Source organism: Microbacterium koreense (genome assembly GCF_042677105.1).
GTDB classification, from domain to species: domain Bacteria; phylum Actinomycetota; class Actinomycetes; order Actinomycetales; family Microbacteriaceae; genus Microbacterium; species Microbacterium koreense.
In genome coordinates this window covers 1,246,015-1,270,926 of record NZ_JBHTIM010000001.1, presented here as the reverse complement: position 1 = coordinate 1,270,926, position 24,912 = coordinate 1,246,015, and the positions used below count along the sequence as shown (strand labels likewise).

At 68.2% G+C, this 24,912-nt stretch carries 23 protein-coding genes and 1 tRNA gene; 5 read left to right on the top strand and 19 right to left on the bottom strand.

What is annotated here, in order from left to right:
• Window positions 1–68: 68 nt before the first annotated feature.
• From ACFQZV_RS05845 to ACFQZV_RS05825, 5 genes are read right to left on the bottom strand one after another with little or no spacing between them, the layout of a single operon-like run.
• Window positions 69–386 carry an Rv3654c family TadE-like protein gene (locus tag ACFQZV_RS05845; protein ID WP_378783283.1) on the bottom strand — a complete coding sequence of 106 codons (318 nt, stop codon included), beginning with the start codon at window positions 384–386 and terminating at the stop codon, window positions 69–71.
• The gene (locus ACFQZV_RS05840; RefSeq protein ID WP_378783280.1) at window positions 386–721 is read right to left on the bottom strand and encodes a TadE family type IV pilus minor pilin; all 336 of its coding nucleotides are present in this window, start codon (window positions 719–721) and stop codon (window positions 386–388) included. The genes ACFQZV_RS05845 and ACFQZV_RS05840 overlap by 1 nt, the downstream gene beginning before the upstream one ends.
• Window positions 718–948 (bottom strand): DUF4244 domain-containing protein, encoded by a 231-nt coding sequence (locus ACFQZV_RS05835; RefSeq protein ID WP_378754232.1) that lies wholly within the window; start codon window positions 946–948, stop codon window positions 718–720. Before ACFQZV_RS05835 ends, ACFQZV_RS05840 begins: the two co-directional genes overlap by 4 nt.
• A 35-nt stretch (window positions 949–983) precedes the next feature.
• Window positions 984–1,913 (bottom strand): type II secretion system F family protein, encoded by a 930-nt coding sequence (locus ACFQZV_RS05830; protein ID WP_378783278.1) that lies wholly within the window; start codon window positions 1,911–1,913, stop codon window positions 984–986.
• A complete protein-coding gene (locus ACFQZV_RS05825) occupies window positions 1,901–2,974 on the bottom strand; it encodes a TadA family conjugal transfer-associated ATPase (protein ID WP_378750896.1) in 1,074 nt (357 codons plus the stop codon). Before ACFQZV_RS05825 ends, ACFQZV_RS05830 begins: the two co-directional genes overlap by 13 nt.
• Window positions 2,975–3,439: 465 nt before the next feature.
• Here ACFQZV_RS05825 and acs point away from each other — a divergent pair, with 465 nt between their 5' ends.
• Window positions 3,440–5,419 carry an acetate--CoA ligase gene (acs, locus tag ACFQZV_RS05820; protein ID WP_378750898.1) on the top strand — a complete coding sequence of 660 codons (1,980 nt, stop codon included), beginning with the start codon at window positions 3,440–3,442 and terminating at the stop codon, window positions 5,417–5,419.
• 44 nt (window positions 5,420–5,463) lie between these two features.
• Here the strand turns inward: acs and ACFQZV_RS05815 are convergent, their stop codons facing one another.
• Window positions 5,464–5,931 (bottom strand): RidA family protein, encoded by a 468-nt coding sequence (locus ACFQZV_RS05815; RefSeq protein ID WP_378750900.1) that lies wholly within the window; start codon window positions 5,929–5,931, stop codon window positions 5,464–5,466.
• 3 nt (window positions 5,932–5,934) lie between these two features.
• Complete coding sequence (locus tag ACFQZV_RS05810) at window positions 5,935–6,147, bottom strand: hypothetical protein (RefSeq protein WP_378750902.1); 213 nt, start codon at window positions 6,145–6,147, stop codon at window positions 5,935–5,937.
• Window positions 6,148–6,220: 73 nt separating this feature from the next.
• Between ACFQZV_RS05810 and ACFQZV_RS05805 the strand changes: the two genes are divergently transcribed.
• From ACFQZV_RS05805 to ACFQZV_RS05790, 4 genes are all read left to right on the top strand, one after another.
• Entirely contained in the window at window positions 6,221–8,947 is a 2,727-nt protein-coding gene (locus ACFQZV_RS05805; RefSeq protein ID WP_378750904.1) for a transglycosylase domain-containing protein, read from the top strand.
• Between the two features lie 23 nt (window positions 8,948–8,970).
• Complete coding sequence (locus tag ACFQZV_RS05800; RefSeq protein ID WP_378750906.1) at window positions 8,971–9,873, top strand: metallophosphoesterase; 903 nt, start codon at window positions 8,971–8,973, stop codon at window positions 9,871–9,873.
• A 63-nt stretch (window positions 9,874–9,936) separates the two neighbouring features.
• Window positions 9,937–10,013 (top strand) — tRNA-Pro (locus ACFQZV_RS05795).
• Between the two features lie 53 nt (window positions 10,014–10,066).
• Complete coding sequence (locus ACFQZV_RS05790) at window positions 10,067–10,834, top strand: HAD-IIB family hydrolase (RefSeq protein ID WP_378750908.1); 768 nt, start codon at window positions 10,067–10,069, stop codon at window positions 10,832–10,834.
• A gap of 6 nt (window positions 10,835–10,840) precedes the next feature.
• Here ACFQZV_RS05790 and ACFQZV_RS05785 read toward each other — a convergent pair whose 3' ends face one another.
• The 12 genes from ACFQZV_RS05785 to ACFQZV_RS05730 form a co-directional block, all read right to left on the bottom strand.
• Window positions 10,841–12,130: an alpha-hydroxy acid oxidase gene (locus tag ACFQZV_RS05785; RefSeq protein WP_378750910.1), complete on the bottom strand. Its 1,290-nt coding sequence runs from the start codon at window positions 12,128–12,130 to the stop codon at window positions 10,841–10,843.
• Window positions 12,131–12,152: 22 nt separating this feature from the next.
• On the bottom strand, window positions 12,153–12,863 hold the full coding sequence (locus ACFQZV_RS05780) for a FadR/GntR family transcriptional regulator (protein WP_378750912.1): 711 nt from the start codon (window positions 12,861–12,863) through the stop codon (window positions 12,153–12,155).
• Between the two features lie 61 nt (window positions 12,864–12,924).
• A complete protein-coding gene (locus ACFQZV_RS05775) occupies window positions 12,925–13,647 on the bottom strand; it encodes a hypothetical protein (protein WP_378751244.1) in 723 nt (240 codons plus the stop codon).
• A gap of 314 nt (window positions 13,648–13,961) precedes the next feature.
• Complete coding sequence (locus tag ACFQZV_RS05770; protein ID WP_378783276.1) at window positions 13,962–14,645, bottom strand: hypothetical protein; 684 nt, start codon at window positions 14,643–14,645, stop codon at window positions 13,962–13,964.
• A gap of 157 nt (window positions 14,646–14,802) precedes the next feature.
• Window positions 14,803–15,399, bottom strand: a complete 597-nt coding sequence (locus ACFQZV_RS05765; RefSeq protein WP_378750916.1) for a hypothetical protein — start codon at window positions 15,397–15,399, stop codon at window positions 14,803–14,805.
• Window positions 15,400–15,420: 21 nt separating this feature from the next.
• Window positions 15,421–16,134 carry a hypothetical protein gene (locus tag ACFQZV_RS05760; RefSeq protein ID WP_378750918.1) on the bottom strand — a complete coding sequence of 238 codons (714 nt, stop codon included), beginning with the start codon at window positions 16,132–16,134 and terminating at the stop codon, window positions 15,421–15,423.
• Window position 16,135: 1 nt separating this feature from the next.
• Complete coding sequence (locus ACFQZV_RS05755) at window positions 16,136–16,834, bottom strand: WXG100-like domain-containing protein (RefSeq protein ID WP_378751246.1); 699 nt, start codon at window positions 16,832–16,834, stop codon at window positions 16,136–16,138.
• Window positions 16,835–16,931: 97 nt separating this feature from the next.
• Window positions 16,932–17,774, bottom strand: coding sequence for a hypothetical protein (locus ACFQZV_RS05750; protein WP_378750920.1), 843 nt, complete (start codon window positions 17,772–17,774; stop codon window positions 16,932–16,934).
• A 76-nt stretch (window positions 17,775–17,850) separates the two neighbouring features.
• Window positions 17,851–19,539: a hypothetical protein gene (locus ACFQZV_RS05745; RefSeq protein ID WP_378750922.1), complete on the bottom strand. Its 1,689-nt coding sequence runs from the start codon at window positions 19,537–19,539 to the stop codon at window positions 17,851–17,853.
• 10 nt (window positions 19,540–19,549) lie between these two features.
• Entirely contained in the window at window positions 19,550–19,771 is a 222-nt protein-coding gene (locus ACFQZV_RS05740; protein WP_378750924.1) for a hypothetical protein, read from the bottom strand.
• 118 nt (window positions 19,772–19,889) lie between these two features.
• The gene (locus tag ACFQZV_RS05735; RefSeq protein ID WP_378750926.1) at window positions 19,890–20,183 is read right to left on the bottom strand and encodes a WXG100 family type VII secretion target; all 294 of its coding nucleotides are present in this window, start codon (window positions 20,181–20,183) and stop codon (window positions 19,890–19,892) included.
• Window positions 20,184–20,351: 168 nt separating this feature from the next.
• Window positions 20,352–24,893: an FtsK/SpoIIIE domain-containing protein gene (locus ACFQZV_RS05730; RefSeq protein ID WP_378750928.1), complete on the bottom strand. Its 4,542-nt coding sequence runs from the start codon at window positions 24,891–24,893 to the stop codon at window positions 20,352–20,354.
• Window positions 24,894–24,912 lie beyond the last annotated feature (19 nt).

The window sequence follows — 24,912 nt, the reverse complement described above, 5'->3', positions numbered from 1 at the left end:
CTCGTCGTCGGCAACGTGGCCGAGTGAACGCGCATTCCGGATGCGACCGAGGTCGCAGCGGTCACGAATCACGGTGGCGGACCCGCGCGCGCCGACACCCGCACCGGCATCCCGGCGAACGTCGTCGACACGGTGACCGTCGCGATGAGACCGTCGATTTCACAGGCGACGAGCGACGAGGCGAAACGCTCGGCGAGGTCGGCGGCACGCTCGCACGGAACACCGCTCACAGCTCCGGATGCGGTGTCGGCCGCCGCGAGTGCGGCCGCATCGGCGGCACCGGCGACACGCTGCGCGGTCACCGCGGCCGCCGACACGGTGGCAAGACCCACGGTGAGGATCGCTGCCACACCGACGATGCCGGCCGCGACCGCAGCGGAGGCCATCACCGGCCCCCGGCCAGCGCGCACCCGGTCGCGGCGATCCGCAGGCCCGCGAACCCGGCCGCGCTCGCCGTGACGCACACGACCTCGCCGTCGCCGGTGACGGCGGTCGTGGCATCGGCCACCGCCGCCTCGACGGCCGCCGCGACCCGCCCATCGGGTTCACCCCGTGCGGCGAGCCGCGCTGCGTCGGATGCCGCATCCTGCAGCCGGATGTGCTGACCGGTCACGCTCAGCGCGCCGACGGCCAGGAGCACGACGACGACGATCGCCGGCAGAGCGACCGCGAACTCGGCGACGATCGCGCCCCGATCGTCGCCGTATCGCGTGCGGGTCATGCCACGGTGAGCGCGCGGCGCACGAGATCGGTGAGGATGCCGCGCACCTCGTCGGACCTCATGATGACGACGAGGAGCCCTGCGAAGGCCACCGCGGCCATCGTCGCGATGGCGTACTCGGCTGTCGCGGCTCCGGTGTCGTCCGCGAGGAGACCTGGGCGGGAGGGCGCGCCGAAGAGGCCGGCCGCGCGGCGCGCAGTGAGCGGAGGGAGGGGTTCGGACGACATGGCGACTCCTTGATCGTCGACGGATGGTGGGCACATCACGGGCTCAGCGGGATCGCGGAGACGACGCTCAAGAGCATCGGTCCGACGCCGAGAAGAAGAAAGGCGGGCAGCGTGCAGACGCCGAGCGGCAACAGAAGGCGGGTCGACAGACGCGCGGCGCTGAGCTTTGCCTCCACGCGTGCCCGGTGACGCGCGTGGGCCGATGCCGCACGGAGCAGCTCGACCGCCGGCACCCCGGCCGTCCGCGACAACGTCAGGACGGCCACGGTGCCCGCATCGGGTTCGGGGGCGCCGGGCGATGCCCGCAGAACCGTCTGGGCCCGGTCGATCGAGGCCCCACCGGACAGCGCGATGGCGAGCAGCTCACCCTCGAGGCCGGGAAGCACCGCGTCGCCGTGCGCGCGGCGCACCAGTCGGCGCGTCCACCGGTGCGCCAGGACCATGAGCGCCCCGCCGCCGACGAGGCACGCGACGCCGAGCGGTTGCCGCGCGACCACGCCGATCGTGTCGAAACCCAGCGCGGCACCGAGCGCAACGGCGACGAGCGGCAGCCACGCCATCAAGCGCGCGGTCGCGGCGGGCTCGGCGAGCGCGATCCGGACGTCGTCGGACGCGCTCAGCGCATCGCGTTGCGCCGCCGCGATACCCCGCAATGACCGGGCCAGAGGTGCCCCGACAGTGGTCGCGATGCGCCACGCCGCGGCGATGTCGCGCCAGGTGGTCTGCTGTCGACCCGCGGCCGCCCGATCGCCACGTCCCACCGCCGGCGCGGGAGCGGCCTGCGCGATCGCCTCGACGAGCGGGAGGCCGCCGGCCACCGCGTCGCACACTCGCTGCGCGGGAGCGGAACCGGTCGCCGCAAGATGTTGCCAGGCTCGCTCGGGCGTGATCCCCGCCTGAAGCAGCACGGCGAGTTCCTGCGCGGTGTCGGCGGCCGCTGCATCCGTCGCTCTCACCGCCGCCACGACAGCTCCTCGATCGACAACCTGCCGGATGCGTCACGCACCGGCCGACCCGCCGCGACGAACCTTCGTGCGCCGTCGCGGTCGCGCGCGACGTGCAGCACCACATCGAACGCGCTGACGACCTGCCGCGCAAGGGCGTGGTCGTCGAGGCCGGCGAGGGCCCCCAGCGCCTCAAGCCGGGCCGCGACGTCGTCGAGACCGTTGGCATGAAGCGTGCCGGCGCCACCGTCGTGCCCGGTGTTGAGGGCGGAGAGCAGCTCACGCACCTCGGCACCGCGGCACTCCCCGACGACGAGACGGTCGGGCCGCATCCTCAACGCCTCGCGCACGAGCCGCGCCAGATCGATCGCTCCCGCACCCTCGAGATTGGCCTGACGTGCCTCGAGGCGCACGTGATGGGGATGGTCCACACGCAGCTCGGCGACGTCCTCGACGGTGACGATCCGCTCGGTGTGCGCCGCCTCGGCCAGCAGCGCCGCGAGAAGGGTCGTCTTTCCGGCCCCCGCGGCGCCCGTGATGAGGATGTTCCGTCTGTCACCGACGATCTTCCGGAGCCATGCCGCCGCGGAAGCATCGAACATTCCCGTCTGCGCGAGTCGCTCCACGCTCGGGTGCTCGAGGCGGGGGATGCGGATGGACAGCACCGTCCCGCCCACCGAGACCGGCGGCAAGACCGCGTGCACGCGCGTACCGTCGTCGAGCCGGACGTCGACGCAGGGAGAACTGTCGTCGATATGCCTCCCGCCCTGGGCGATCAGCGTCACCGCGAGGTCGCGCACATCCGATTCACCGGCGGACCACGTCGATTCGGCGAGAGCGCCTGCTCCACGGTCGACGAAGAGCCCGGCCTCACCGTTGACGAAGATGTCGGTGACGTCGTCGTCGAGGTAGCCGGCGAAGGGCGCGAGCGCCGGGTGCCGCGCTCTTCGCGACCGGACACCTTCCGGCACGGGCGGCGCCCAACCCGGGACGTCCACAGGCGGCCCGCCCTGCGGCGCCGCAGAGTGTCGCACAGGCTCACCGACGACGTCTCGGGGCGAGACGACGAACGCGGCGGGCATGCGTCGACGGTACGGATCCGTCCCTCGGACGTCGGGACTCGCCGTCGATATCGGGGATCGTGCGCGCTCGACATCGAGTGGGGAGGACGCGGCGAACCGCTCGGCCGTCGCGCTGAACGGCCGGCGCGCTGGAAGGGTCCGCGCGCTACAGAAAATAGGGGCGGCATCCCATGGGGGGAATGGGATGCCGCCGCGCGCAGCACCTCAGTTCGGGGGGTGAATCGGTGCTGCAAATGCCAGAATCGAATGTTCGGCCGTTGATGAGCATATTCGACTTCAGAGCCCCTTCCAAACGGAATCGGCATGAAATCGCTGATATATCGGCGTGAATCCGCTTGATGTCGATGAGCAGGCGACTACCCACTATCGGAGGTGGTCCGGATCGCACACGGTCAGTAGAGTCCTCGCAAGCCTGCGGGAAGCCCGCCCGACCGCCTTCTCTCCACCGTCGCAAAGGAGCGCGCCATGACCGATCACACCTCCAGCCAGATCGATCACCTCTTGGACGAGACCCGTCGGTTCGCACCCTCCGGCGAGTTCGCCGCCGCGGCCGTCGCAGACGCAACGCTGTACGCCGAGGCCGCAGAAGACCGCGAGGCCTTCTGGGCCGAGCAGGCACGCGCGCTGCACTGGCACACGCCGTTCACCGAGGTGCTCGACTGGTCGAACCCGCCGTTCGCGCAGTGGTTCGCCGACGGTGAGCTGAACGTCGCCTACAACTGCCTCGACCGTCATGTCGACGCAGGCAACGGCGACCGCGTCGCGCTTCTGTGGGAGGGCGAGCCCGGCGACGAGCGGCGCGTCACGTACGCCGAACTCACCGATGAAGTCAAACGTGTCGCCAACGTGCTGACCGGCCTCGGCGTGACCGCAGGCGACCGTGTGGCGATCTATATGCCGATGATCCCCGAAGCCATCGCCGCGATGCTGGCGGTCGCGCGACTCGGCGCGATCCACTCGGTCGTGTTCGGAGGATTCTCGGCGGACAGCCTCCGCGCACGCATCGACGACGCCGGCGCCAAGGTCGTCATCACCGCCGATGGCGGCTACCGCAAGGGCAAAGTGTCGCCACTGAAGCCGGCGGTCGATCAGGCGCTCGCTGACCGCAATGGCTCCGGCGTGCAGGAGACCGTCGAGCACGTGCTCGTCGTCCAGCGCGGCAAGAACGAGGTCGCGTGGATCGAAGGTCGCGACCTCTGGTGGCACGAGGTGGTACCTGCAGCATCCGCTGATCACGAAGCCCAGCCGTTCCCCGCAGAGAACCCGCTGTTCATCCTCTACACGTCGGGCACCACGGGAAAGCCCAAGGGCATCCTGCACACGTCAGGCGGTTACCTCACGCAGGCGACCTTCACGAACAAGGTCGTCCACGATATCCACCCCGAGACCGACGTGTTCTGGTGCACGGCCGACATCGGCTGGATCACCGGGCATTCCTACGTCACCTACGGCCCCCTCGCCAACGGCGCGACGCAGGTACTGTTCGAGGGCACGCCGGACACCCCGCATCCGGGCCGCTGGTGGGAACTGATCGAGAAGTACGGCGTCAGCATCTTCTACACCGCCCCCACGGCCATCCGCTCGTTCATGAAGATCGGGCGGGCCGTGCCGAAGAAGTTCGACCTGTCGTCGATCCGCCTGCTCGGATCCGTCGGTGAACCCATCAACCCGGAAGCGTGGATGTGGTACCGCAAGGTGATCGGCGGCAAGACCGCGCCGATCGTCGACACGTGGTGGCAAACCGAGACGGGCGCCATCATGGTGTCGGCATTGCCGGGCGTCACCGAGACGAAGCCGGGGTCGGCCCAGGTGCCGCTGCCGGGCATCTCGATCGACGTCGTCGACGAAGACGGCTCACACGTGGGCAACGGCAACGGCGGGTTGCTGGTCATCACCGAACCGTGGCCGAGCATGCTTCGTGGCATCTGGGGCGATCCCGAGCGGTTCGTCGAGACCTACTGGGAGAAGTTCCGCGCCCAGGGCTACTACTTCGCCGGCGACGGCGCCCGTCTCGATGACGACGGCGACGTCTGGTTCCTCGGCCGCGTCGACGACGTCATGAACGTGTCAGGGCACCGCCTGTCGACGACCGAGATCGAGTCGGCACTCGTCGGCAACGAAGCGGTCGCCGAAGCGGCCGTCGTGGGGGCCTCCGACGAGACCACCGGTCAAGCGGTCGCCGCGTTCGTCATCATCAAGCGCAGCTACCTGGCAGAGCACTCCCCCGACGGTCTCGCCCAGTCGCTGCGCGCCTGGGTCGGCGAGCAGATCGGGCCGATCGCTCGCCCTCGCGACGTGTACATCGTCGAGGAACTGCCCAAGACCCGCTCGGGCAAGATCATGCGTCGTCTCCTGCGCGACGTCGCCGAGGGACGCGAGGTCGGCGACACCACGACGCTCGCCGACACCGCGGTGATGAGTGTGATCTCAGCACAGGTTCGCTGAGAACCACGCGGGCGGCTGCGAGACGGCCGCCCGCCGGGACGCGGTCAGGCGACGGTGAAGACGACCTCGACCTCGACGGGCGAGTCCAGCGGCAGCACCGGAACGCCCACGGCCGACCGGGCGTGACGCCCGGAGTCACCGAAGACCTCACCGAGGAACTCGCTCGCGCCGTTGATCACGCCCGGCTGCCCGGTGAACTCGGGGACGGATGCGACGAATCCGGTGACCTTGAGCACCCCGGTCAGGTTGTCGACACCGCCGACCGCTGCCGCCGCAGCGGCGATCGCGTTCAGCGCGCACTGCCGCGCGTAGGTCTGGGCGTCGGCTGCGGGAACCAGCCCGTGTCCGTCGCCGACCTTGCCCGTTGCGGGCAGTGCGCCGGCGATGAACGGCAGTTGTCCCGCCGTGTAGACGAGGTCACCGTGCTGTTTCGCGGGGACGTACGCGGCCACGGGCGGGACGACCTCGGGAAGGTCGATGCCGAGGTCGGCCAGGCGCTGGGAGAGTGTCATGGTTCAGCCCTCGAACTGCTTGGCGGCGGTGGCCGCGGCGTTCAGTCCGGCGTTGGCCGCACCGTCGCCGACCGGACGCTTGAAGTACGCCACGAGACCACCTTCGGGCCCCGGGACGACCTGCACGAGTTCCCACCCCTGCTTGCCCCAGTTGTTGAGGATCGCTGCGGTGTTGTGGATCAACAGGGGCGTCGTGAGGTATTCCCACGTCGTCATTCGGACTCCTCTGGGCAGGATGGGCGTCGGCTCTTCGGGGGATCGCTCAGGTATCTCCCTTACGATCAAGCCTATGCCTGACACGAAACGTACGGCCAGTGGCGTGCTCGGCGGCCTCGCCGGGCTCGTCGGCCTCAGCGCCGTCGCCGGTGTACTCGTCGCAGCCACGGTCACCCCGGCGATCGCCGTTTCCGGCGCTGCCGCATCCAGCGCCATCGACATGTTCGACAATCTTCCGAGCGCGCTCGAGATCGAGCGCCTCATGCTGCCCTCGACGCTCGTCTACACCGACCCCGACTCGGGCAAAGAGGTCGAGCTCGCGCAGTTCTACGACCAGAACCGGTCGCCGGTCGAGTTCGACGAGATCGCCCCGGTGCTCTACGACTCGATCCTCTCGTCCGAAGACCCCCGTTACTACCAACACGGGGGGATCGACCTCATCGGCACCACCCGCGCCGTGCTCAGCAACCTGCGCGGGGGCGGCGAGACCCAGGGTGGCTCGTCGATCAGCCAGCAGTACGTCAAGAACGTGCTCGTGCAGCAGTGCGAGGCCAACGCCGAAGCAGACGAAGAGGCAGGACTCACCCGCGACGAAGTCCTCGCGAACTGCTGGACCGAGGCGACCACCGCCTCCGGCACCGAAGGCATCCAGCGCAAGCTGCAGGAGATGCGCTACGCGATCTCGCTCGAGCAGAAGTACTCCAAGAACGACATCCTGCTCGGCTACCTCAATATCGCGAACTTCGGCGGAACAACCTACGGGATCGACGCCGCCGCGCGCTACTACTTCGGCGTGCCGGCCAGTGACCTCTCGTTGTCGCAGGCGGCAACTCTTGCGGGTATGGTGCAGAACCCCAACACCTACCGCATCGACCGGCCGAACGGCTCGATCTTCGACGCCGACGGCAACGGTTACAACAAGGCCGCCGACGGCAGCATCGACGACATCGACGAGGCGCAGTTCGGCCCGCTCAAGGCGCTGCTGAACGACGGCACGATCGACGAGGAGCAGTACCTCGCGGCCGCCGACCCGTACAGCGCGACCAAGGGTCGTCAGCTCTACGTGCTCAGCCGACTGCTGGGCGACGGCAAGATCACCCAGGACGAGTACGTCGCCGCGGTGATCGAGCCCATCACCCCTGACATCAACGAACCGTCGACCGGATGCGCGCCCGCCGGTGGCGCCGCGTACTTCTGCCAGTACGTCAAGAACACGATCCTCAGCGACGAAGCCTTCGGCGAAACACGCGAAGACCGCATGAAGACCCTTCAGCGCGGCGGCCTGCGCGTCTACATCACGATGGACCCGCGTCTGCAGGCCAACGCCGAGGCGACGATGAAGGAGATCGTCCCGACCTCGCTCGAGGGGTGGAACGGTGAGGACGGCGCGGGCAAGCTCGGCTCGACGACCGTCAGCATCGACAACAAGACCGGACGCATCCTCTCGATCGCCCAGAACACCACCTTCACCGAAGAGGCGTCGTTGTCGACGAACCCGAACTACTCGTCTCTCGTCTATGCCGGCGACAAGGTCACGGGTGACTCGATCGGCTTCAATGTCGGCTCGACCTTCAAGCTGTTCACGCTTCTCGGATGGCTCGAGGCCGGCCACTCGGTCAACGAGTCGCTCAACGGCGTGAACCGCGTCTTCCCGCGGATGACGAACTCGTGCTCCGGAGACTGGTACAACACGTCCAACACCAAGATCGGCAACTTCGGCGGCGTCGGCGGCTTCGTCGGAACGCCCATGCGCTTCACCGCGTCATCGCTCAACTCCGGATACCTCGCCATGGCCGAGCAGCTGGACATGTGCGACATCGCGAAGATCGCGACCAAGATGGGCGTGACTCGCGGCGACGGGTCGGCGATCGAGATGAAGTACGCCAACAACGTCATCGGTGACGACAACATCTCGCCCGTCGCGATGGCCGGCGCCTACGGCACCGTCGCCAACAACGGCGTGTACTGCGAGCCGAAGGTCATCGACCGCGTGGTCGACGCCGACGGGCTGGAACGCGCGATCCCCGAGACCTCGTGCTCACAGGTGCTCGACCCGACGGTCGCCGCGGCAGCCGCTTATGCGCTGCAGGGCGTCATGAACGGCGGAACCGGTGTCGGCGCCAACCCCGGCAACGCCCCGGTGCTCGGCAAGACGGGTACGCACGAGTCGTATCAGTCGTGGATGGTCGAGTCGTCGACGAACGTCGCGACCGCCGCCTGGGTGGGCAACAGCAAGAACCAGGGCGACATCTTCCGCGCCTGGGCCAACGGTTACCAGATCTCGAACATGCGCTACGCGCTCGCCCGTAACAACCAGTGGCTGGCGAACGACCTCTACGGCGGCGACGCGTTCTCGCGTGACTACGGCGACCTCACCCGCCAGGTGCTCGCCGACCTGCCGAACGTGATCGGCAAGTCGATCGACGAAGCGACGAAGATCCTGCAGGACGCCGGATTCCAGGTCACCGTCGGCTCGCCCGTCGACGCGACCGAGGCCGAAGGAACGGTCGTCGAGCAGAGCCCCGGCGGCGGTCAGGCCCCGGGTGGCACGATGGTCACGATCTCGCCGAGCAACGGCCAGGGCGTCGGGCTCCCCGACGTCTCCGGGCAATCCGTCGAGGATGCGCGCAACGCGCTCAACGGTGCCGGATTCGGGAACGTCCGATCGGGTTCGTGCTCTGTGGACGAAGAGCTCGACGACGGCCAGACCGTGGTGACCGGCACTGATCCCGATGCCGGTTCGGTGACCAACCGGAACACCCCGATCAGGCTCAACTTCCGCGCACCCTCGTGCGACTGAGCGGTCCACGCTCCGCGGCCCTGATGACCCTCGCGGTCGTCGGGGCCGCGGGCACGGCCGCGGCGGTCTGGGGAATCGGGATCGAGCGTCACCTCTACACCCTTCGCCGCCACGAGGTCCGCGTCCTCCCCGAGGGTGCGGCGCCGCTCCGCGTGTTGCACATCTCCGATGCCCACATGGCGCCCTGGCAGCGCCGCAAGCAGGAGTGGATCGCGAGCCTCGCCGAGTTCGCGCCGCATCTGGTGATCGACACCGGTGACAACCTCGGCCATGTCGATGCCCTCGACGGCATCCGACGGGCGTACGACCCGTTGCGTGGCATCCCCGGATTCTTCGTCCACGGCTCGAACGACCACGAGGCGCCCTCACCTCGGAACCCCTTCAAGTACTTCTCGGGTCCCTCGGCGCAGAAGCGCGAACCGGTCGCCCTCGACACCCCTGCGCTCGAGGAGTACCTCGTCGGTGACCTCGGATGGACCGATCTCAACAACGCGGTCGGCGCGTTCGACGTCCAAGGGCTCCGTATCGCCGGTCTCGGTGTCGCCGACGCCCATCGCGACTGGGACGACCTGGCATTGCTGGACGCTCCGCTGGCGGACCTTCGTGCCGACGACGCCCCCGATCTGACCATCGGCGTCACCCACGCTCCGTACCGACGCGTCCTCGACCGGTTCGTCGATCTCGGGGCCGACATGCTGTTCGGCGGGCACACACACGGTGGACAGGTCCGGATGCCGGGTGTCGGTGCCCTCGTCGCGAACTGCGACATCCCGTTGCGGCAGGCTCGGGGACTGAGCACCTGGGCTCACGGCGGACGGGCCGTACCGCTGAACGTCAGCGCCGGACTCGGACACTCGATCTACGCACCGGTCCGGTTCGCCTGCCGCCCAGAGGCGTCGCTGATCACGCTCCTTCCCCGCGCCTAGCACCCCGGTTCGAAGCATCCGTGCTCATCCGGTAGACTCGGAGGGTTGCCGCGTGAGCGGCGACGGGGTGTGGCGCAGCTTGGTAGCGCGCTTCGTTCGGGACGAAGAGGCCGCAGGTTCAAATCCTGTCACCCCGACCACTGAGAGGCTCCGTCGATCGACGGGGCCTTTCGCGGAGAGAGGACCCGTCTCGATGCCCACTCCCCTTCTCGTCGCGTTCGACCTCGACGACACGCTCGCCGATTCGAAGGCCGCGATCGCCCCGCGGATCGGCGACCTGCTGGTCGCCCTCGCCGAACGCGTCGAGGTCGCGATCATCTCAGGCGGTCAACTCGCGCAGTTCACCAGCCAGGTCGTCGACCGTCTGCCGGCGGCCGCGGTATCCGTCCGAGAGTCGTTCCATCTGCTGCCGACATGCGGCACGCAGTATTACCGACTCGCAGAATCCGGCATCGAGACGGTGTACGCGCTCTCGCTGACTGACGACGAGAAGCAGCGCGCCATCAGCGCACTCGAAGAAGAAGCCCGTGCTCGGGGCCTGTGGGCCGAAGAGACCTGGGGCGACATCATCGAAGACCGCGGCTCGCAGATCACGTTCTCGGCCCTCGGTCAGCGTGCTCCGCTCGACGCGAAGATGGCGTGGGACCCGACCGGCGAGAAGAAGAACACCCTCCGTGCCGCGGTCGCCGAGCGCCTCCCCGACCTCGAGGTTCGCGCGGGTGGGTCGACGTCCGTCGACATCACCCACCGGGGTATCGACAAGGCCTACGGAATGCGTGAGCTGTCCGCGCAGACCAGCATCGCCCTCGACGACATGCTGTTCGTCGGCGACCGTCTCGACCCCGACGGCAACGACTACCCCGTGCTCGCACTCGGAGTCCGCTGTCACGCGGTCGAAGGGTGGGAAGACACCGCCGAGTTCCTCGACGAACTCATCCCGACCCTTCCCCCGCGTCGCTGAGCCGGTTCAGCCCTTCTTCGCCGCCGCTGTCGCGCGCGGACGCGGAGTCGCCCGTCGCGGAGAACCGCCGACCGGCGTCAAACGTGTCAGCTGTGTGATGTGACGCGGTTCGAGCTCTGCCAGCGACGACACCCCGAGCAGCTTCATCGTCCGCACGATCTCGGTCGACAAGATCTCGATCGTCCGATCCACGCCCGCGCGACCGCCGGCCATCAAGCCGTAGAGGTAGGCGCGCCCGATGAGGGCGAACTTCGCGCCGAGCGCGACCGACGCGACGATGTCGGCGCCGTTCATGATCCCGGTGTCGACCATCACGGTGGCGTCCTTGCCCACCTCGCGCACGACCTCGGGCAAGAGTCGGAACGGGATCGGCGCACGATCGAGCTGCCGCCCGCCGTGGTTGGAAAGGATGATCCCGTCGACGCCGCGATCGATCAACCGCTTCGAGTCCTCGACGTTCTGCACCCCCTTGACGACGATCTTGCCCGGCCACATGTCACGGATGACATCCAGGTCGTCGTAGCTGATGGTCGGATCCATCGCCGCGTCCAGCAGCTCGCCGACGGTGCCGCCCGTCGTCGACAGCGACGCGAACTCGAGCTTGGGGGTCGTGAGGAAATCGATCCACCACCACGGACGCGGGATCGCGTTGATGATCGTGCCGATCGTGAGCTGCGGGGGGATCGAGAACCCGTTCCGCTTGTCGCGCAGCCGCGCCCCCGCGACCGGGGTGTCCACCGTGAACTGCAGGGTGTCGAATCCGGCCTCAGCGGCACGCCGGACCAGACCGTACGAGATCTCGCGGTCGCGCATGACGTACAGCTGGAACCAGTTGCGGCCGTTCGGGTTGGCGGCCTTGACGTCCTCGATCGACGTGGTGCCCAGCGTCGAGAGCGTGAACGGGATGCCGGCGGCCCCGGCCGCCCCCGCACCCGCGGTCTCACCCTCGGTCTGCATGAGCCGCGTGAAACCGGTGGGCGCGATGCCGAACGGCAAGGCCGACGGGCCACCGAGGATCTCGGTGCTGGTGTCGACGTCGGCGGCCGGACGGAGGATGTCGGGGTGGAACTCGACATCCTCGAATGCCTGCCGGGCGCGGGCGAGCGACAGCTCCCCCTCGGCTGCGCCGTCGGTGTAATCGAACGCGGCTTTCGGCGTACGTCGCTTTGCGATCGTCCGCAGATCGGCGATCGTGAGCGCGCCGTCCAGGCGCCGCTTCGTTGCGTTGAGCTCGGGCTTTTTGAACTGCATGAGCTCGAGCAACTCGGAGATCTGGGGCAACTGTCGCTGGACCATGTGCTGTCTTCCTATCGGTGGATCACTCCGCGGCGCGTTGCAGCGCCGCTTCGTCGTAGTAGCCGGAGATGTGGTCGCGCACGAGCGTGCGTGCGAGTTCGGCGTCGCCCGCGTCGACGGCCGCGACGATCGCGCGGTGCTCGGCGCGCAACCGGGCGGATGTGGCATCCCAATCGGGGATCGCCGCCGCTCCCGCTTGCACGTACGATTCGATCGCCGTGCGCAAGCCCGCCATCGTCGCGACGATGACCTGGTTACCCGACGCCTCGGCGAGCGCGAGGTGCAGTTGCGCGTCGAGGGCGAGGAACTCTGCGGGCGTGAGGTCTGCGGCATCCATCGCATCGAGGATCGCGCGGGTGTCCGCCGTGACGCCCTCCCCCGCAGCGGCGAGGGCGTCGACCGTCGCGGCCTCGAGCACCAGGCGCGTCGCCACGACGTCAGCGAGCGGAAAGCCGTGCGCGGCGACCTGCAATCGCAGCAGGGCCGACATTCCGCCCCGCGGCGTGGCGGTGATGATCGCGCCCGCAGAGGGACCCGACCCCGTACCGGTGCGGATGAGACCCATGACTTCGAGCACCCGCAACGCCTCGCGCACACTCGATCTGCCGACGCCGAGGGTCGAGGCGAGCTCACGCTCGGGCGGGAGGCGATCGCCGGGCGCGAGCCTGCCCTCGAGCAGATCGGTCTCGATGCGCTCGAGGACCGTCCTCCATGCGCGCGCTGCTTCGGGCACAGGTCTCCTCCGGATATGGTCCGACCACACTAGCCGCTGTGGTCAGACCACGCAAGGAGACTCAGTCGCCGTCCGCGTCCGCCGCATCCTGCAGGGTTTCGTCGTCGAGGATCGGCAGGTCCGCGCGCGTGATGATCTGCGACGTCACCGCATACTCCACCAGCCGCGCCCGCCGATTGGTCGCAAGCTTGCCCGGCCCCCCGCGCAGCCCCTGCACACCCATTCGATCGAGCTTGTCGCACACGTTGTCGAGCTTGCGGTTGAACTTGCTCATCGACCATCCGAGCCGCTCCGCCGCCGCGGTCGACGAAGGAAGCTCGTTGATGCTCACGCCCTCACGGCGCAACATCGGCTCGGCGAGCGCGACCATGAGCTGCTTCTGCATCGGCGTGAAACTCACCGGCATGACCGTCGTCTCGCCACTCATCGACGCCTGCACCTCACGGGACACGTCGTAGGGCGCCTCGTGCGTGTGGAGACTGAGCTCATAGGTCACCGGGCCCGCCGTGAACACGATGACGCTCCGCTCGAAGACGAGCGGCATGCGGGCCCCCGGCGAGAGCCAGGACTGCACCGCTCCCCCGGCACTCGACACCGTCGCCGCGAGACGTACGCCGACGTTCGCGAGCCACCAGAGCCCGTCGTGATGCGAGAGCTCGAGGAAATGCCGGTGAAGATAGGGATTCTCGTCGATCTCGAGATCGCCTTCTCGCCCGATGATGAACGGCCGATCGGGTGGCAGGTCGTGCCACTCGCCCGCGAACTCCACGCGCAACGGCGAGATCGCCACCCCGCCGGAATCGGTGTCTTTCCTCGCTGAACTGGATTCCGTCACTTTCGTATTCCCCCCGGCAACATCCTGCCAGGCGGGGGCTCGGTCGTCGCGCATCGGCAGCACCCGGCTTCGCCCGCCGGGGGCTTTGTCTACGCACGTCGGGGCGTCTGCCTACGCACGCCAAGGGGCTCTGCCTCCGCACGTCGAGGGAGTTTGTCTAACTCCACGGATGTGGACGTCCGCGCGCCGCACCCCCGCGTGATATCGCTGCGCGGAAGGTCAGGTGACGCACGATCCGTGGAGTTATGCCGGCGCACGCCGCGTCACGGACGGTGCCCGGTCCCCGTCGACGCGTCGGTAGGCGCTTCACACACGTGCTCGGCGATCGCAACGGCATCGGCCCACGACCAATCGAGTCGTGGCACCTTCGGGGCCTTCGCCGCCCGCGGCGAGCGCTCAGATACCCACGCGATCGGCACGACGTGCAGCGCGACCCGAGATAGCGGTGCCGGAAGAGGCTCTCCGTAGACAGCGAGTACCACGGCGGCGGCGCCGAAGCTCCACCAATCCGCGCGTCGCACGCCGGTGCGCACCAGTTCTGACGCGTACCCCGCTCGCCCCGCCGTTTCGGCGTCGAGAGCGAGGCCGATTCCTTCGCCATGTCGGTAGCCGCACGCACTGCGAACCGCCGACCAGAGTTCTCCCGCGATGCGACTCAGATCTTGGTCGTCAGCCACCCGGGCTGGCGGGGCTTCGGGAACCCATGCCAACGGCACGATCATGGCCGGGCTGCGGTCGATGACCGGAACCGCGCCGTCCAGCAACTCCGGTGACGTTTCGCCGTGGCGGCCTGCCGCGCTGAGACGGCTCTCGACCGCAGCGACGATCGCCTCACCGCTCGTGACGAGTCCCCCTCCGCCGAGAGATGCGACGGCGCCCGTCTCGACAGTCTCGGGCATGAACGCTGCCGGCAGACGTGCCTGACCGCTCGCTTTCCCTGGGCTCACATCTGCCACTCTCTCGCTCCCGGTGACATCCCGCCAGGCGGGGGCATCCTCTTCACCCCACGGCGACGTCTGCGTAGCTCCACGCATCCAGCTGCCGGGCACCACAGACCCGCGTGATACCGCCGCGCAGTGCACAGACGACGCGCGATCCGTGGAGTTACGCCGGCGCGGGCCCGCTCGCGGCAACGGCGAGGTCGACGACCTCGCTCCAATTCCACACCGCGTCGATGTTGCTGACCGCCTCACCCGCGGCGGGCTCGAAGACCCAACTCTCGGGCACGACATGGAGCGAGAGGGAGCGGGTTCCGGCCTGCTCGTCCCCCGCCCACACGACGACGACCCCCACCCCATCCTGCACGTAGACGAAACGATCGGCCTTGGTCGCACCCGCCGCGCGCAGCGCGCTCGCGTACGAGCCGAGACTGTCGTCGGACCGCGCCGTAAGGTCGATCGCTCGCCACGGCCCCGCGGAGTACATTCCGGCATCGAGCAGGTCGCTCGCGAACCGCTCGATGTCGCGCGGTTCGGCGGAGGCGTTGTACCCCCGTTCGGCAGCGCCGAACCACGCAACAGGGATGATTCTCAGCTGTCCGCGCACCAGGATCGGGACGTCCGGCGTCAGCCACCCATCCTCGTTCGCATCGAGGATGCCCGGGGGGAGGAGCAGGTTGCGCGTCAGGAGTGCACGGCCGTCGCGGGCAAGCAAGGCCCCTCTTATCGGTGAGTCAGCGCCGAATGTCGGTGACGCGGTCATCTCCATCCTCTCGGTCAATGATCACAGTTTCAGCTCTCGCCAGCTCCCGGTCCACCGCGATTGGTCGAGCACGTTGTCGCCGTTCTTCCATCCCGTAGCATCGGCGGGGATGTCGATCACCGCCTCGGGAATCCCGCTGGGGAGGTACCCGCCCGGAATCCACCGATCAACGTCCGTGCCTCCTTCGTTGCCAGAGGGCATGCGCAGCCCCGTCAGCTCGTCGGGCGAGAAGTCACGCAACTGGACGTTCTGCCCCTCGAAGAAGCCCTGCGGCAACCCGAGCGCCTCGGCAAGTTCCGCCGGACTGTTCGCTTGGTGCATGAGCGCGTCCAGCTGATCGGTCGGAAAGACGTACGCGGTGTTCGTCACGTTGCCCGGAACCTGGTTGTTCCCGGGCCCGTAATTGAGGATGCTGTCCGTCCGATAGATGCGGGTCGCACCGTCACTGAACTGATCGAGGTGCGCTTGGACGTAATCCGCGTTCAGGTAGGCATCGGGATCTGGACGATTCGACTTACCCGCGTCGACGATAGCGTTCGGAGTCACGTCGGTGTCCGACCTCCACGCCTGCTGGAGAGGATGCGTGAAGTCGGGCGAATCGAGGTTCTGCACCGCGCTGGTGTTCCGGTCCTGCTTCCTCCCGTGCTTGCGGAACATCTCCGCCAGCTGCCGGAGGTGAACCGGCGTACCGTCGAGCGCGTCCTTCAACGACCGAACGACTGGACCCATGCCCATATCAATCGCCTCCGATGTTCAAGCTCGCAAGATCTGTCATGAGGCGATCCGTCAGGGTCTCGACGTCCGCGGCATGCTGGTCCATCTCGCTCTGCGACTGTTCCAAGGCCTGCAGGTCGGCATAGAACTCGTCAGGATCACCGGCGACCGCTTCGACGATCGGAGACTCGAGCGCGGCCATCACCACCACCGGCAGCTGTTCGACGAGCGGCTCGATGGCTAGCGGAAGCACCTGATTGAGTACTTGCTCGACGGCAATGTCGACCGCCGCATTCAGCAGTCGCTTCTTGATGAGGAGCATCGGTCCCGCGCCGGCCGCGGTGATCGGGTTCGTGAGCATGCCCACGAGCGTGATCATCGTCGCTGTCACGTCGACGATCACCTTCAGCTTCAGCGCGAGGACGGCGTCAGCCGCGATGTCGACGCCCGTGGGGACGGGGCCGAGGATGTCGAGGAGCTGCTGTAGGTTCTGCGAACGGTTGGTGTTCCATGCTCCGACGTAGGCGGGGCCGGCCTGCCCTCGCATCGCATCGGCAAGGTCTCCGTTCACCTTGCGGTCCATCACCTGGATCTTGGTCTCGAGATCATCGCGGAACACGCGGATCATCGCGCCCCCACGGCGCAACTCATCCTCATCGATGTCTGGCCACTCGAAACCGAGCTTCTCCATCACCCACACAAGCTCGTTCGGCAACATCATTCCCACGGCTCACCCCTCCAGCTTCGACACTAAGCGCCTCGGCGCTCCGCTCGCGATGGGCACCACTACCCACGATCCGACTCCAGCATCGGTCGACTCAGCGGGGCGCCTCACCCGGGACGAAGTACCGCACCGGAGAAAGCCCCGTGCGCACGACCGCGTCACCGGCAGCCGCCAAGAACTCGCTCATCGTGGCGACGCTCAGCGAGCCGCTGGGGTCGGCGATCATCACGTCGTCCACCACCGGCAGCAGCGTGGCGACGCCCTTCGGCCATGCGGCGAACGTCAGTGTGATGCCGTCATCACGAACATGGATCTTCGGCTCTGCGATGTGGACATCCGGCCGCTCGAGAGCAGGGGCCTGACGTTCGTAGGCGCGGACGCTGAACAGGCGCCTGACGCGCTCGACACGCGTGGCCAGCGCAGGGAAGCGGTCGGCCAACGGGAACGGTGCCCACTCACCGTCGACAAGGGCGAGCGGATGTGCGCTGACGAGTGGTCGCGCCTCGTCGAACAGGGCTTCGGCGGCGTCGAGGACGCGACCTATGGCCCCTTCATCGTCTGCCCCGACGATCATGAGAGCGTCTCGCGCCAACGCGAAGACGACCGGATCTCCGCCGCACAATTCGGCGACTCGTGCGGGTTCGATGAGCACGCCGGCTGCGCGCGCCTCGTCGTCGATACGCACGACACCGTCGAGGGGGTCGGGGAAGACCCCGACGGGCGGCAGCGACCGCGCGAGGACGTCGCCGAAGGCACGCGGAAGAGACTCGGCCTGCCCGCGGGTGAGTGCCGCACCGTCGACGTCGAGACCGACGAACAGGTCACCACCCACGTACTCGACGCGCGGGTGGGCCTCGCCGGGGGCAGTCAGCGACAATACCCCGAGTTCGCTCCCACCGTAGACGCGGGCCACCATGTCATCGATCGCTACCGACATCGATACTCGCCTTTCCTCGACCGTGCGTTCAGACTATCCGGCGCACTTCGACCACCGATCGTTGCGCCCCCAGCGCTCACGGGCTCACCGCCCACCCCGTCGCGCCCGAGAGCAAGGGCGCGGATGTGCCGGCGCGGACAGTGACGCCGGCCACGTCCGAGTCGATGATGACGACGCGTGGATTGACCGCGATCGGGAGTACGAGCGCGTCCTGCACGATCGTCGCCTCGATCTGTGCGCGGATCTCCCGCGCGGCATAGACGTCGGTCGTCCGCGAGAGCTGCGCGATCAGATCGTCGCGCAACGGATCGGCAGCGGCCACGAACGCGGCATCGCCCTCGGCACCCCATTGCGCGGCGACGTCAGCCGGCGACTGCGGGATCATCGTCTCGGCGATGACGGCGTTCCAGTCCCCTCGCTTCGTAGCGTCCTCCATATCGTCCGTGCCGCAGTCGACGATGCCCCAGCCTGCTTCCCGCGCGGCATCACGCAGCGCGGCGAAGGCTCCGACCGCGAACTCGCTGGTGCGGTCGTACAGCACACAGACCGGTGCCCCCCTGGCGACACCCGCGGCAGCCCGTTCGAGCGTGCTGTCCTCGGCGCCGGTGAGCTTTGCGGCGAAACCCGCATCCTCGCCCGCGATGTCGTACGAGCGGGTTCCCGGTGCGGACAGCATCGCCGTCGACCCCGCGTATGCCGACGCCCACTCGCCCGCTCCTCGTTCGATCAGCGATCGGGCCGGGATCGCGCGCAAGAAGGCGGCGCGTGCCGAATGCTGCGCAAACAGCCCGGTCGGGCGGACATGCACGGCCCACACCGTGCCGTCGTGTGGCGTCTGTGCGGCAGCGTCTCGGCGTTCGAGGGCATCGACGGTGTCTTTGTTCGACGCGACCGGTGCGACGAACGCGATGTCGAGGCTGCCGCCGATGTCGGCGAGCGGATCGTCGCCGGCCGACACGAGTTCGATCGAAGCGACCTGAGGTGTCGGCACGCCGCGGTAGGCGGCGTTCGGGACGAGCGTGACACTCTGCCCCTCCTCGCCGGAACGCACGGTCTCTACCCGGAACGGCCCGCTCGACAGCAAGATCTCGGACGCCACCTCGCCACTCTCGGGCAGTGTGAAGTCTTCGTTCCAGGCTTCGGAGATGGCGGCGAGCGCGTCGACGTCGACGTCGAGGACGGCCGTGATCACGGCCTGTTTCGCTTCCATCGCGTCGTCGAACCCGAGGGCGTGCTGCCCGACGACGTGGGCGGGAACCGCCACATCGATGCGCTCCTGCCAGTCCCACACCGGGTCCGGATAGGTCACCTCGATCGCTCGCGCGAATTCATCGACGACAGGCACCTCGAGCGCGATCTCGTCTTCCGGGGCTTCGTCTGACGGAGTCAAGAGACCGGATGCCGCGGCCCACCCGAGCACCAGGTCTGCCGCATCCAGCGGGATGCCGTCGGACCACGAGGGTTCCGCGAGGTCGTACCTCACGGTGAACGGATCGTCGCCGACGATCGTCACGACGCCGAAGCCCTCATCGGCGACGAACTCGCCGTCGACCCGACTCCCGAACCCCGCCCGCGTCGCCGCCGCGATCTCGAGGTTCGCCGCGGTGGGCTGCGCGTCCGCGTTGGCCGAAGTGAGCTCGCCGTTCCATCCAACGGTGATCACCGTGCCCGCCACCACGGTGTCCGGCAGCGCGGGTGCACACGCGGCGAGCGCGAGCGCTGCGGCGAGGGTGAGGGGAACGGCGAGACGCCGACGTCGTATCACCTGCGGCGCATCAGCCGAGGTCGGTGCCGTCGGCGTCTTCGGCCATGGCACGGAAACGTTCGCTCTCTTCGCTCTCGAGCCATGCGCGCGCGTGTTCGAGGAACACCGCGGGGGAATCCTCGGCTTCCGCCGCGGTGGCGAAGGGCCCCATGGCATCCTCGGACGGTCTCTGGTCGGCTCGTTCGACCATCTGCGTCGACAGGTTGTACCAATAGGGTTGTCCGCCGCTCATGCGCTCCATGCTCCGTCCATCGCGTTGATTCTAAGCGGCACGATCGCGCGCACCGCCGAAAGACGAAGGCCGTGCCGCCGGGTATCGATCCAGCTGCACGGCCTCCGAGAGTCGTTACTCAGCCGCCGGCGAGCTCGGCGTCCTTGTCGCGGATCGAGTCGGCCATGCGGTCGAGTGCGTCCGCCATGTCGTTCACGGCCTCCGCGGCGTCGTCGAGTGACGAGGTCAGCTCGGAGTATGCCGTCGAGTACGCCTCAGACGCGTTCTCGGTCTTGAAGCCGTCCTGCACGAGGTCGTCGATGACGCCCTGCAGTTCCTTCAAGGTGTCGGTGACGGTGCTGCGCCCATCGCGCAGGCGCGCCGCCGCGCCCTCCATCTCGCTGTACGTTGCTCCGAAATCATGTCCGGCCATGAGAACCGCCTCCCGCGATCATGTAGTTCGAGCCGTGCGGCCCCTCAGTCATCGAGATTAGCCATCCCGGGGGGATTCGCCCACGGGTAGGACTACCCATGGAACCTCTCCCCATGCGGCGGTCTCACTCACGAAGCTGCTCGATGTGAGCGCGCTGCTCGGCGACGGTCACGACGGCGTCGGGCCGTGCTCCGCGGCGGCAGGCTGCGCCGCATCCGCAACGAAGGGCATCTGCATCGTGACGGCCCGCCCCGCCTGGACGAAAATCCCGCGACCGACCGGGAAGTCGGATCGCTTCACGCGACCGAACGGAGTCTTGAAGACCGATTCGCCGTCGTAGGTATCGGGTTTGAGGACGATGCCCTGACGACCCGTCTTCCACTCTCCGAGCACGCCGATGCTGCCGCTGGCGCGCGAGATCTCCGCCTCGCCGACCAGCAGATGATCGCTGTTGTTCATCGCTTGGAGCAGCGCGCGCATGGGGCGGTCGGCCGGCCCGTCCGCGAGATGCGGGATGTCTTCGATCACGATCATGATGCGGGCATCCGGCGCGTCGCTGACGACGAGTTCGGCGAGCTCGGCGGCAAGTTCCTTTTCGTCCTCGGGCCGGGTCGCGCTGCGCACCCACGGGCGGAAGTCCTTGAGCTCAGCGCGTCGACTGCCGAAGTGGTACATCTTCACCGCCGGATCGAAGCGCTCCACGGCCGCTACGAGCGCCTTGAGGGCATTCGTCTTGCCGGATGCCGGCGGCCCCGAGACGACGAAGGACCCGATCGGTTCGAAGCCGTGCGGCGCGAGCGTGTCGTCGGCGACGCCGAAGACCGGCATCCCTCCCACCTCGGTCGGCATGTCGCCGGCGGGGACCATCGTGGGGAGTGCGCCGATCTCGGGGAGGTCGCGCACACCCTGCTCACGCAAGCGGTCTCCGAGCGCCACGAGCGCCTTCGTCTGCTCGACGACGTTCGTCGTCCCCCCGAGGACCGCGATCTGTGCCTCGTGGCCGTCCACGACCCCGCGCCCCGGAACGGACTGGTCATCGAGCACGTCGCGCGGCGCCCCGAGCAACATGTACTGACTCGGGTCGCCCATGCGCAGAACGACGCGGCGAGAGATGTTGGCGGCCACGGCGCTGGGCACGGCGTTGCCCCGGTCCGCCGTGATCACCGTGTGCACACCGAGCGTCCGCCCTTCACCGAGAAGCCGCATGAAGATGCGATAGAACGGGCCGCGCCCCGGCGCCACCTCCCAGTCCTTCTTGAACTCGGGGTAGTTGTCGATCAGCAGCAGGATGCGCGGCATCCGGGGATCCTTCAGTTCGCGATACTCCTGAACGGATGCGGCACTCGCGGCTGCGAACGCCGTTGCGCGACGATCCATCTCGCGATCCAGAGTGCGCAGGAGCCGCTGGATGCGCTCGACGTCCGACCCGTCGACGACCGATCCGACGTGCGGCAGCGACGCGAGGGCGCCGAGCGCACCGGAGGCGAAGTCGAGGCAGTACACCTGCACCGCCCCGAGGTCGGGACGCATGCCGGCGGCGGTACCGATCGTCTTCAGCAACGTGGACTTGCCGGAGCCGGACGTGCCGTAGATCACCAGCGACCCGTCACGATCGGGAGAGAAGACGGCCGCCTGCTGCACCTGCTTCTCGGGGACGTCCACGAGCGCAATCGGGATTCGCGTGTCGCCGTCGTTCGGAAGATCCTCGAGGGAGACCACAGGCGAGAGGTCGTCGAGCCACGGCCGACGGGGTCGCGGCAACGAAGCCCGGTCGCTCGCGCGGATGAGGGTCGACACGATGCGCTTCTGGTCGTTCGGCCCGAGGTCGTCCGCGTGCGCGTCGGCATCGGCGGGACGGTCGGGTTCCCACTCCGCCCGGGCACCGAAGGCGAGCTCGGCCACCCGCACCTCGGCGACGGTCGAGTCGTCCTCCGTGGTCCACCCGCCGGCGTAGGCCGACTGGAAGGGAACGAGCCGGCCCGGCCCGGTCTTGGCGATCGCACGTCCGGGGACGGTGGCGGGGAACGTCGCAGCCACCGCGTCGTCGACGACATCACGCGAATCCGCTTCGTCGGCCATCCGCAGCGCGATCCGCAGGTTGGTGTTGGCACGCAGGTTGTCTTTGATCACGCCCGCGGGTCGTTGTGTCGCCATGATCAGATGGATGCCGAGCGACCTGCCGCGCTGAGCGATGTCGACCACACCGTCGACGAACTCGGGCATTTCGGAGGCGAGCGCGGCGAACTCGTCGATGACGAGCACGAGCGCGGGCGGGCACTCCGGATCCTGTCGTTTCTCCAGTTCGAGGAGGTCCTTCGCCTTCTTGCAGTTGAGCAGATGCTCGCGGTTCTGCAACTCGGCTCGCAGACTCGTCAACGCCCTCCGCACGAGATGGGGGCTGAGGTCGGTGACGAGCCCGACGCAATGGGGAAGCTCGACACAGTCTGCGAACGCGGAGCCGCCCTTGTAGTCCACGAAGAGGAACGTCACGCGATCCGGGCTGTGCGCGGCGGCCATCCCCAAGACCCATGCCTGGAGGAACTCCGACTTTCCGGCACCCGTCGTGCCACCGACCAACGCGTGCGGCCCCTGGGTGCGCAGGTCCAACGCCATCGCATCGCTGGCGCCCTGTCCGATGATCGCGCGCAGCGTGCCGGCCTTCTTCAGCCTCGGGCGGGGATTCGACGTGCGGTCGACGATGGTGTTGTTCTGACGCCACCTCTCGATGACGACCTGCGGGTCTTCGGCGATGGCGGGATCGACCAACTGCAGGAACATGACGGATGTCGGGATGTCGGACGAGTCGTGCACGACGGTGCTCGCATCCACCACGGGGGAAAGGCGACGGGCGAGCATCTCCATGTAGGCGTTCGACACCCCCTCGACGCGGACGTGCTCGAATCGCGCACCCGTCCGCACGAGGCCGACCTGCGCGTCGTCGAGGCCGTTGTGCACATCGATGTAGCTTCGGCAGACCGCGGGGAGGGACTCCACCGTGGGCGAGACGAAGACGGCATGGACGCCGTGATCGGCGCCACGCTCGAGGACGTCGGTGAGTCGTCCCCGATCGACGGGCGCATCGCTGGAGACGAACACGATGACCGACAGCGAGGGAGTCTTCTTGTGCTCGGATGCCGCCCGCGAGACGTCGGTGCCGTACAGCAGTGGATTCCAGTCGTCCTTGAACGGTCCTCGGGGTTCCCCACCTCCCGCACCGGAGGCCGCCCGGTGCACGTACTCCTCCAGGGTGTTGAGCAGGGCTGATGCCGTGGGCGCCGAGTCGGCGAGGGCCAGGTCCCGGAACGGGCTGCGTTCACCGGAGGTGTGCGGCATCCATTTGAGCCACTCGAGCTCCGGAGTCCAGGCCGAATCGGCGAACGCGACCGCGACGACGTCGTTGGGCGCATGGAGCCCGAACACCTGGACGGCGAGGCCGCGCATGGTGTCGGCGACGAGTGGTTGCGGACCGGCCACGCCGATCGATCCGGCGTCGGCGAAGGTGTCGAAGACAGGCACGTCGTCGACGAAGGCGTATCGATCGCGCAGCCTGTCGACCCGCTCGATGTAGTCGGGCAGACCTTCGGGCGAGTCCGCGTCATCGAGCCGGTTGCGCGCCGGCAGACGGCAGCGTCCCAATCTCACACCCAGGAAATTCCAGTGTTCAGGGCGCCGTGTCCACAGCATCGGCCCCAGCCGCATCGCCTGGTCGAAGGCTTCGGCCACCGGTGGCACTTCCTCGTTGCGGGCGCGTTCCTCCTCGGGCTTGCCGTGGTAGAAATCCTCCTCGAGCTGCTCGAACTGGCGCTCGAACAGCAGGATCTCGTGGTTCTCGCCCTTCTTGCTCTGCGCGGCCTGGTTGATGATGTTGCCGAACGCCATCAGGGGCGTCATGACGATCAGGAGCAATGAGCGCGGGTTGCCGTTGAGCGCGTAGAGCGCGGCGCCCATGAGGATGGGGGCGATGAGGATCGGCCAGGGGAACATCCGACCGATCTTCTCGGTCGGCAAGCGGGGCACCTTGAAGAGGGTTCCCGGATACCGGACCTCCACGCGCGGGCTGCGGTTGAACAGCAGACCACCGCCGCGTTCGATGACCGGATCGTCCGCCGCCGATCCGTCGAAGGAGCGGACGAGGCGGAGCACGAGGGTGGTCCCGCCGATCACGAACTGCTCTCCCTCGTCGAGGCGCACTCGCTGGACGGCGACGCCGTCGACGAGAACACCGTTGGCCGAGTTCAGGTCGACGAGCTCGACGTGGGTGCCCACCTCGACACGCGCGTGCCGCTTGGACACCATCGGGTCCGCGAGCACGACGTCGTTCGCGGCATCACGACCGATGAATGCGTGTCCGGCGGTGAGTGGGAATTCCTGCCCCGCGACGGGACCGGCGGTCGCAACGAGCACGCCGACGGTATCGCGCGGCTGCTCGACGTCGTACCCGGGCCCGTAGTTGACGATGGATGCGACGAAGCCCGAACCGATCGCGGCCTCACCGATGGGAACATCCGGTTGCAGCGAGACGAGGCGGTCCGTCATCGGCGGCGCAACGGCCAGGGTCAGGGTGTCACCGTCGGCCACAGGGATCGATCGCGTGGGATCGGCGGCGGCGATGTGGCGCGCGACATCGGCCGCGGTCGCCGTGGAGTCGGCGGTGACGACGATGTCGACGGGGTCGCCCGCGGGCCTGCGCAACGTCAGTTTGAGTCTCATTCGTATCCCCCGATCAGCC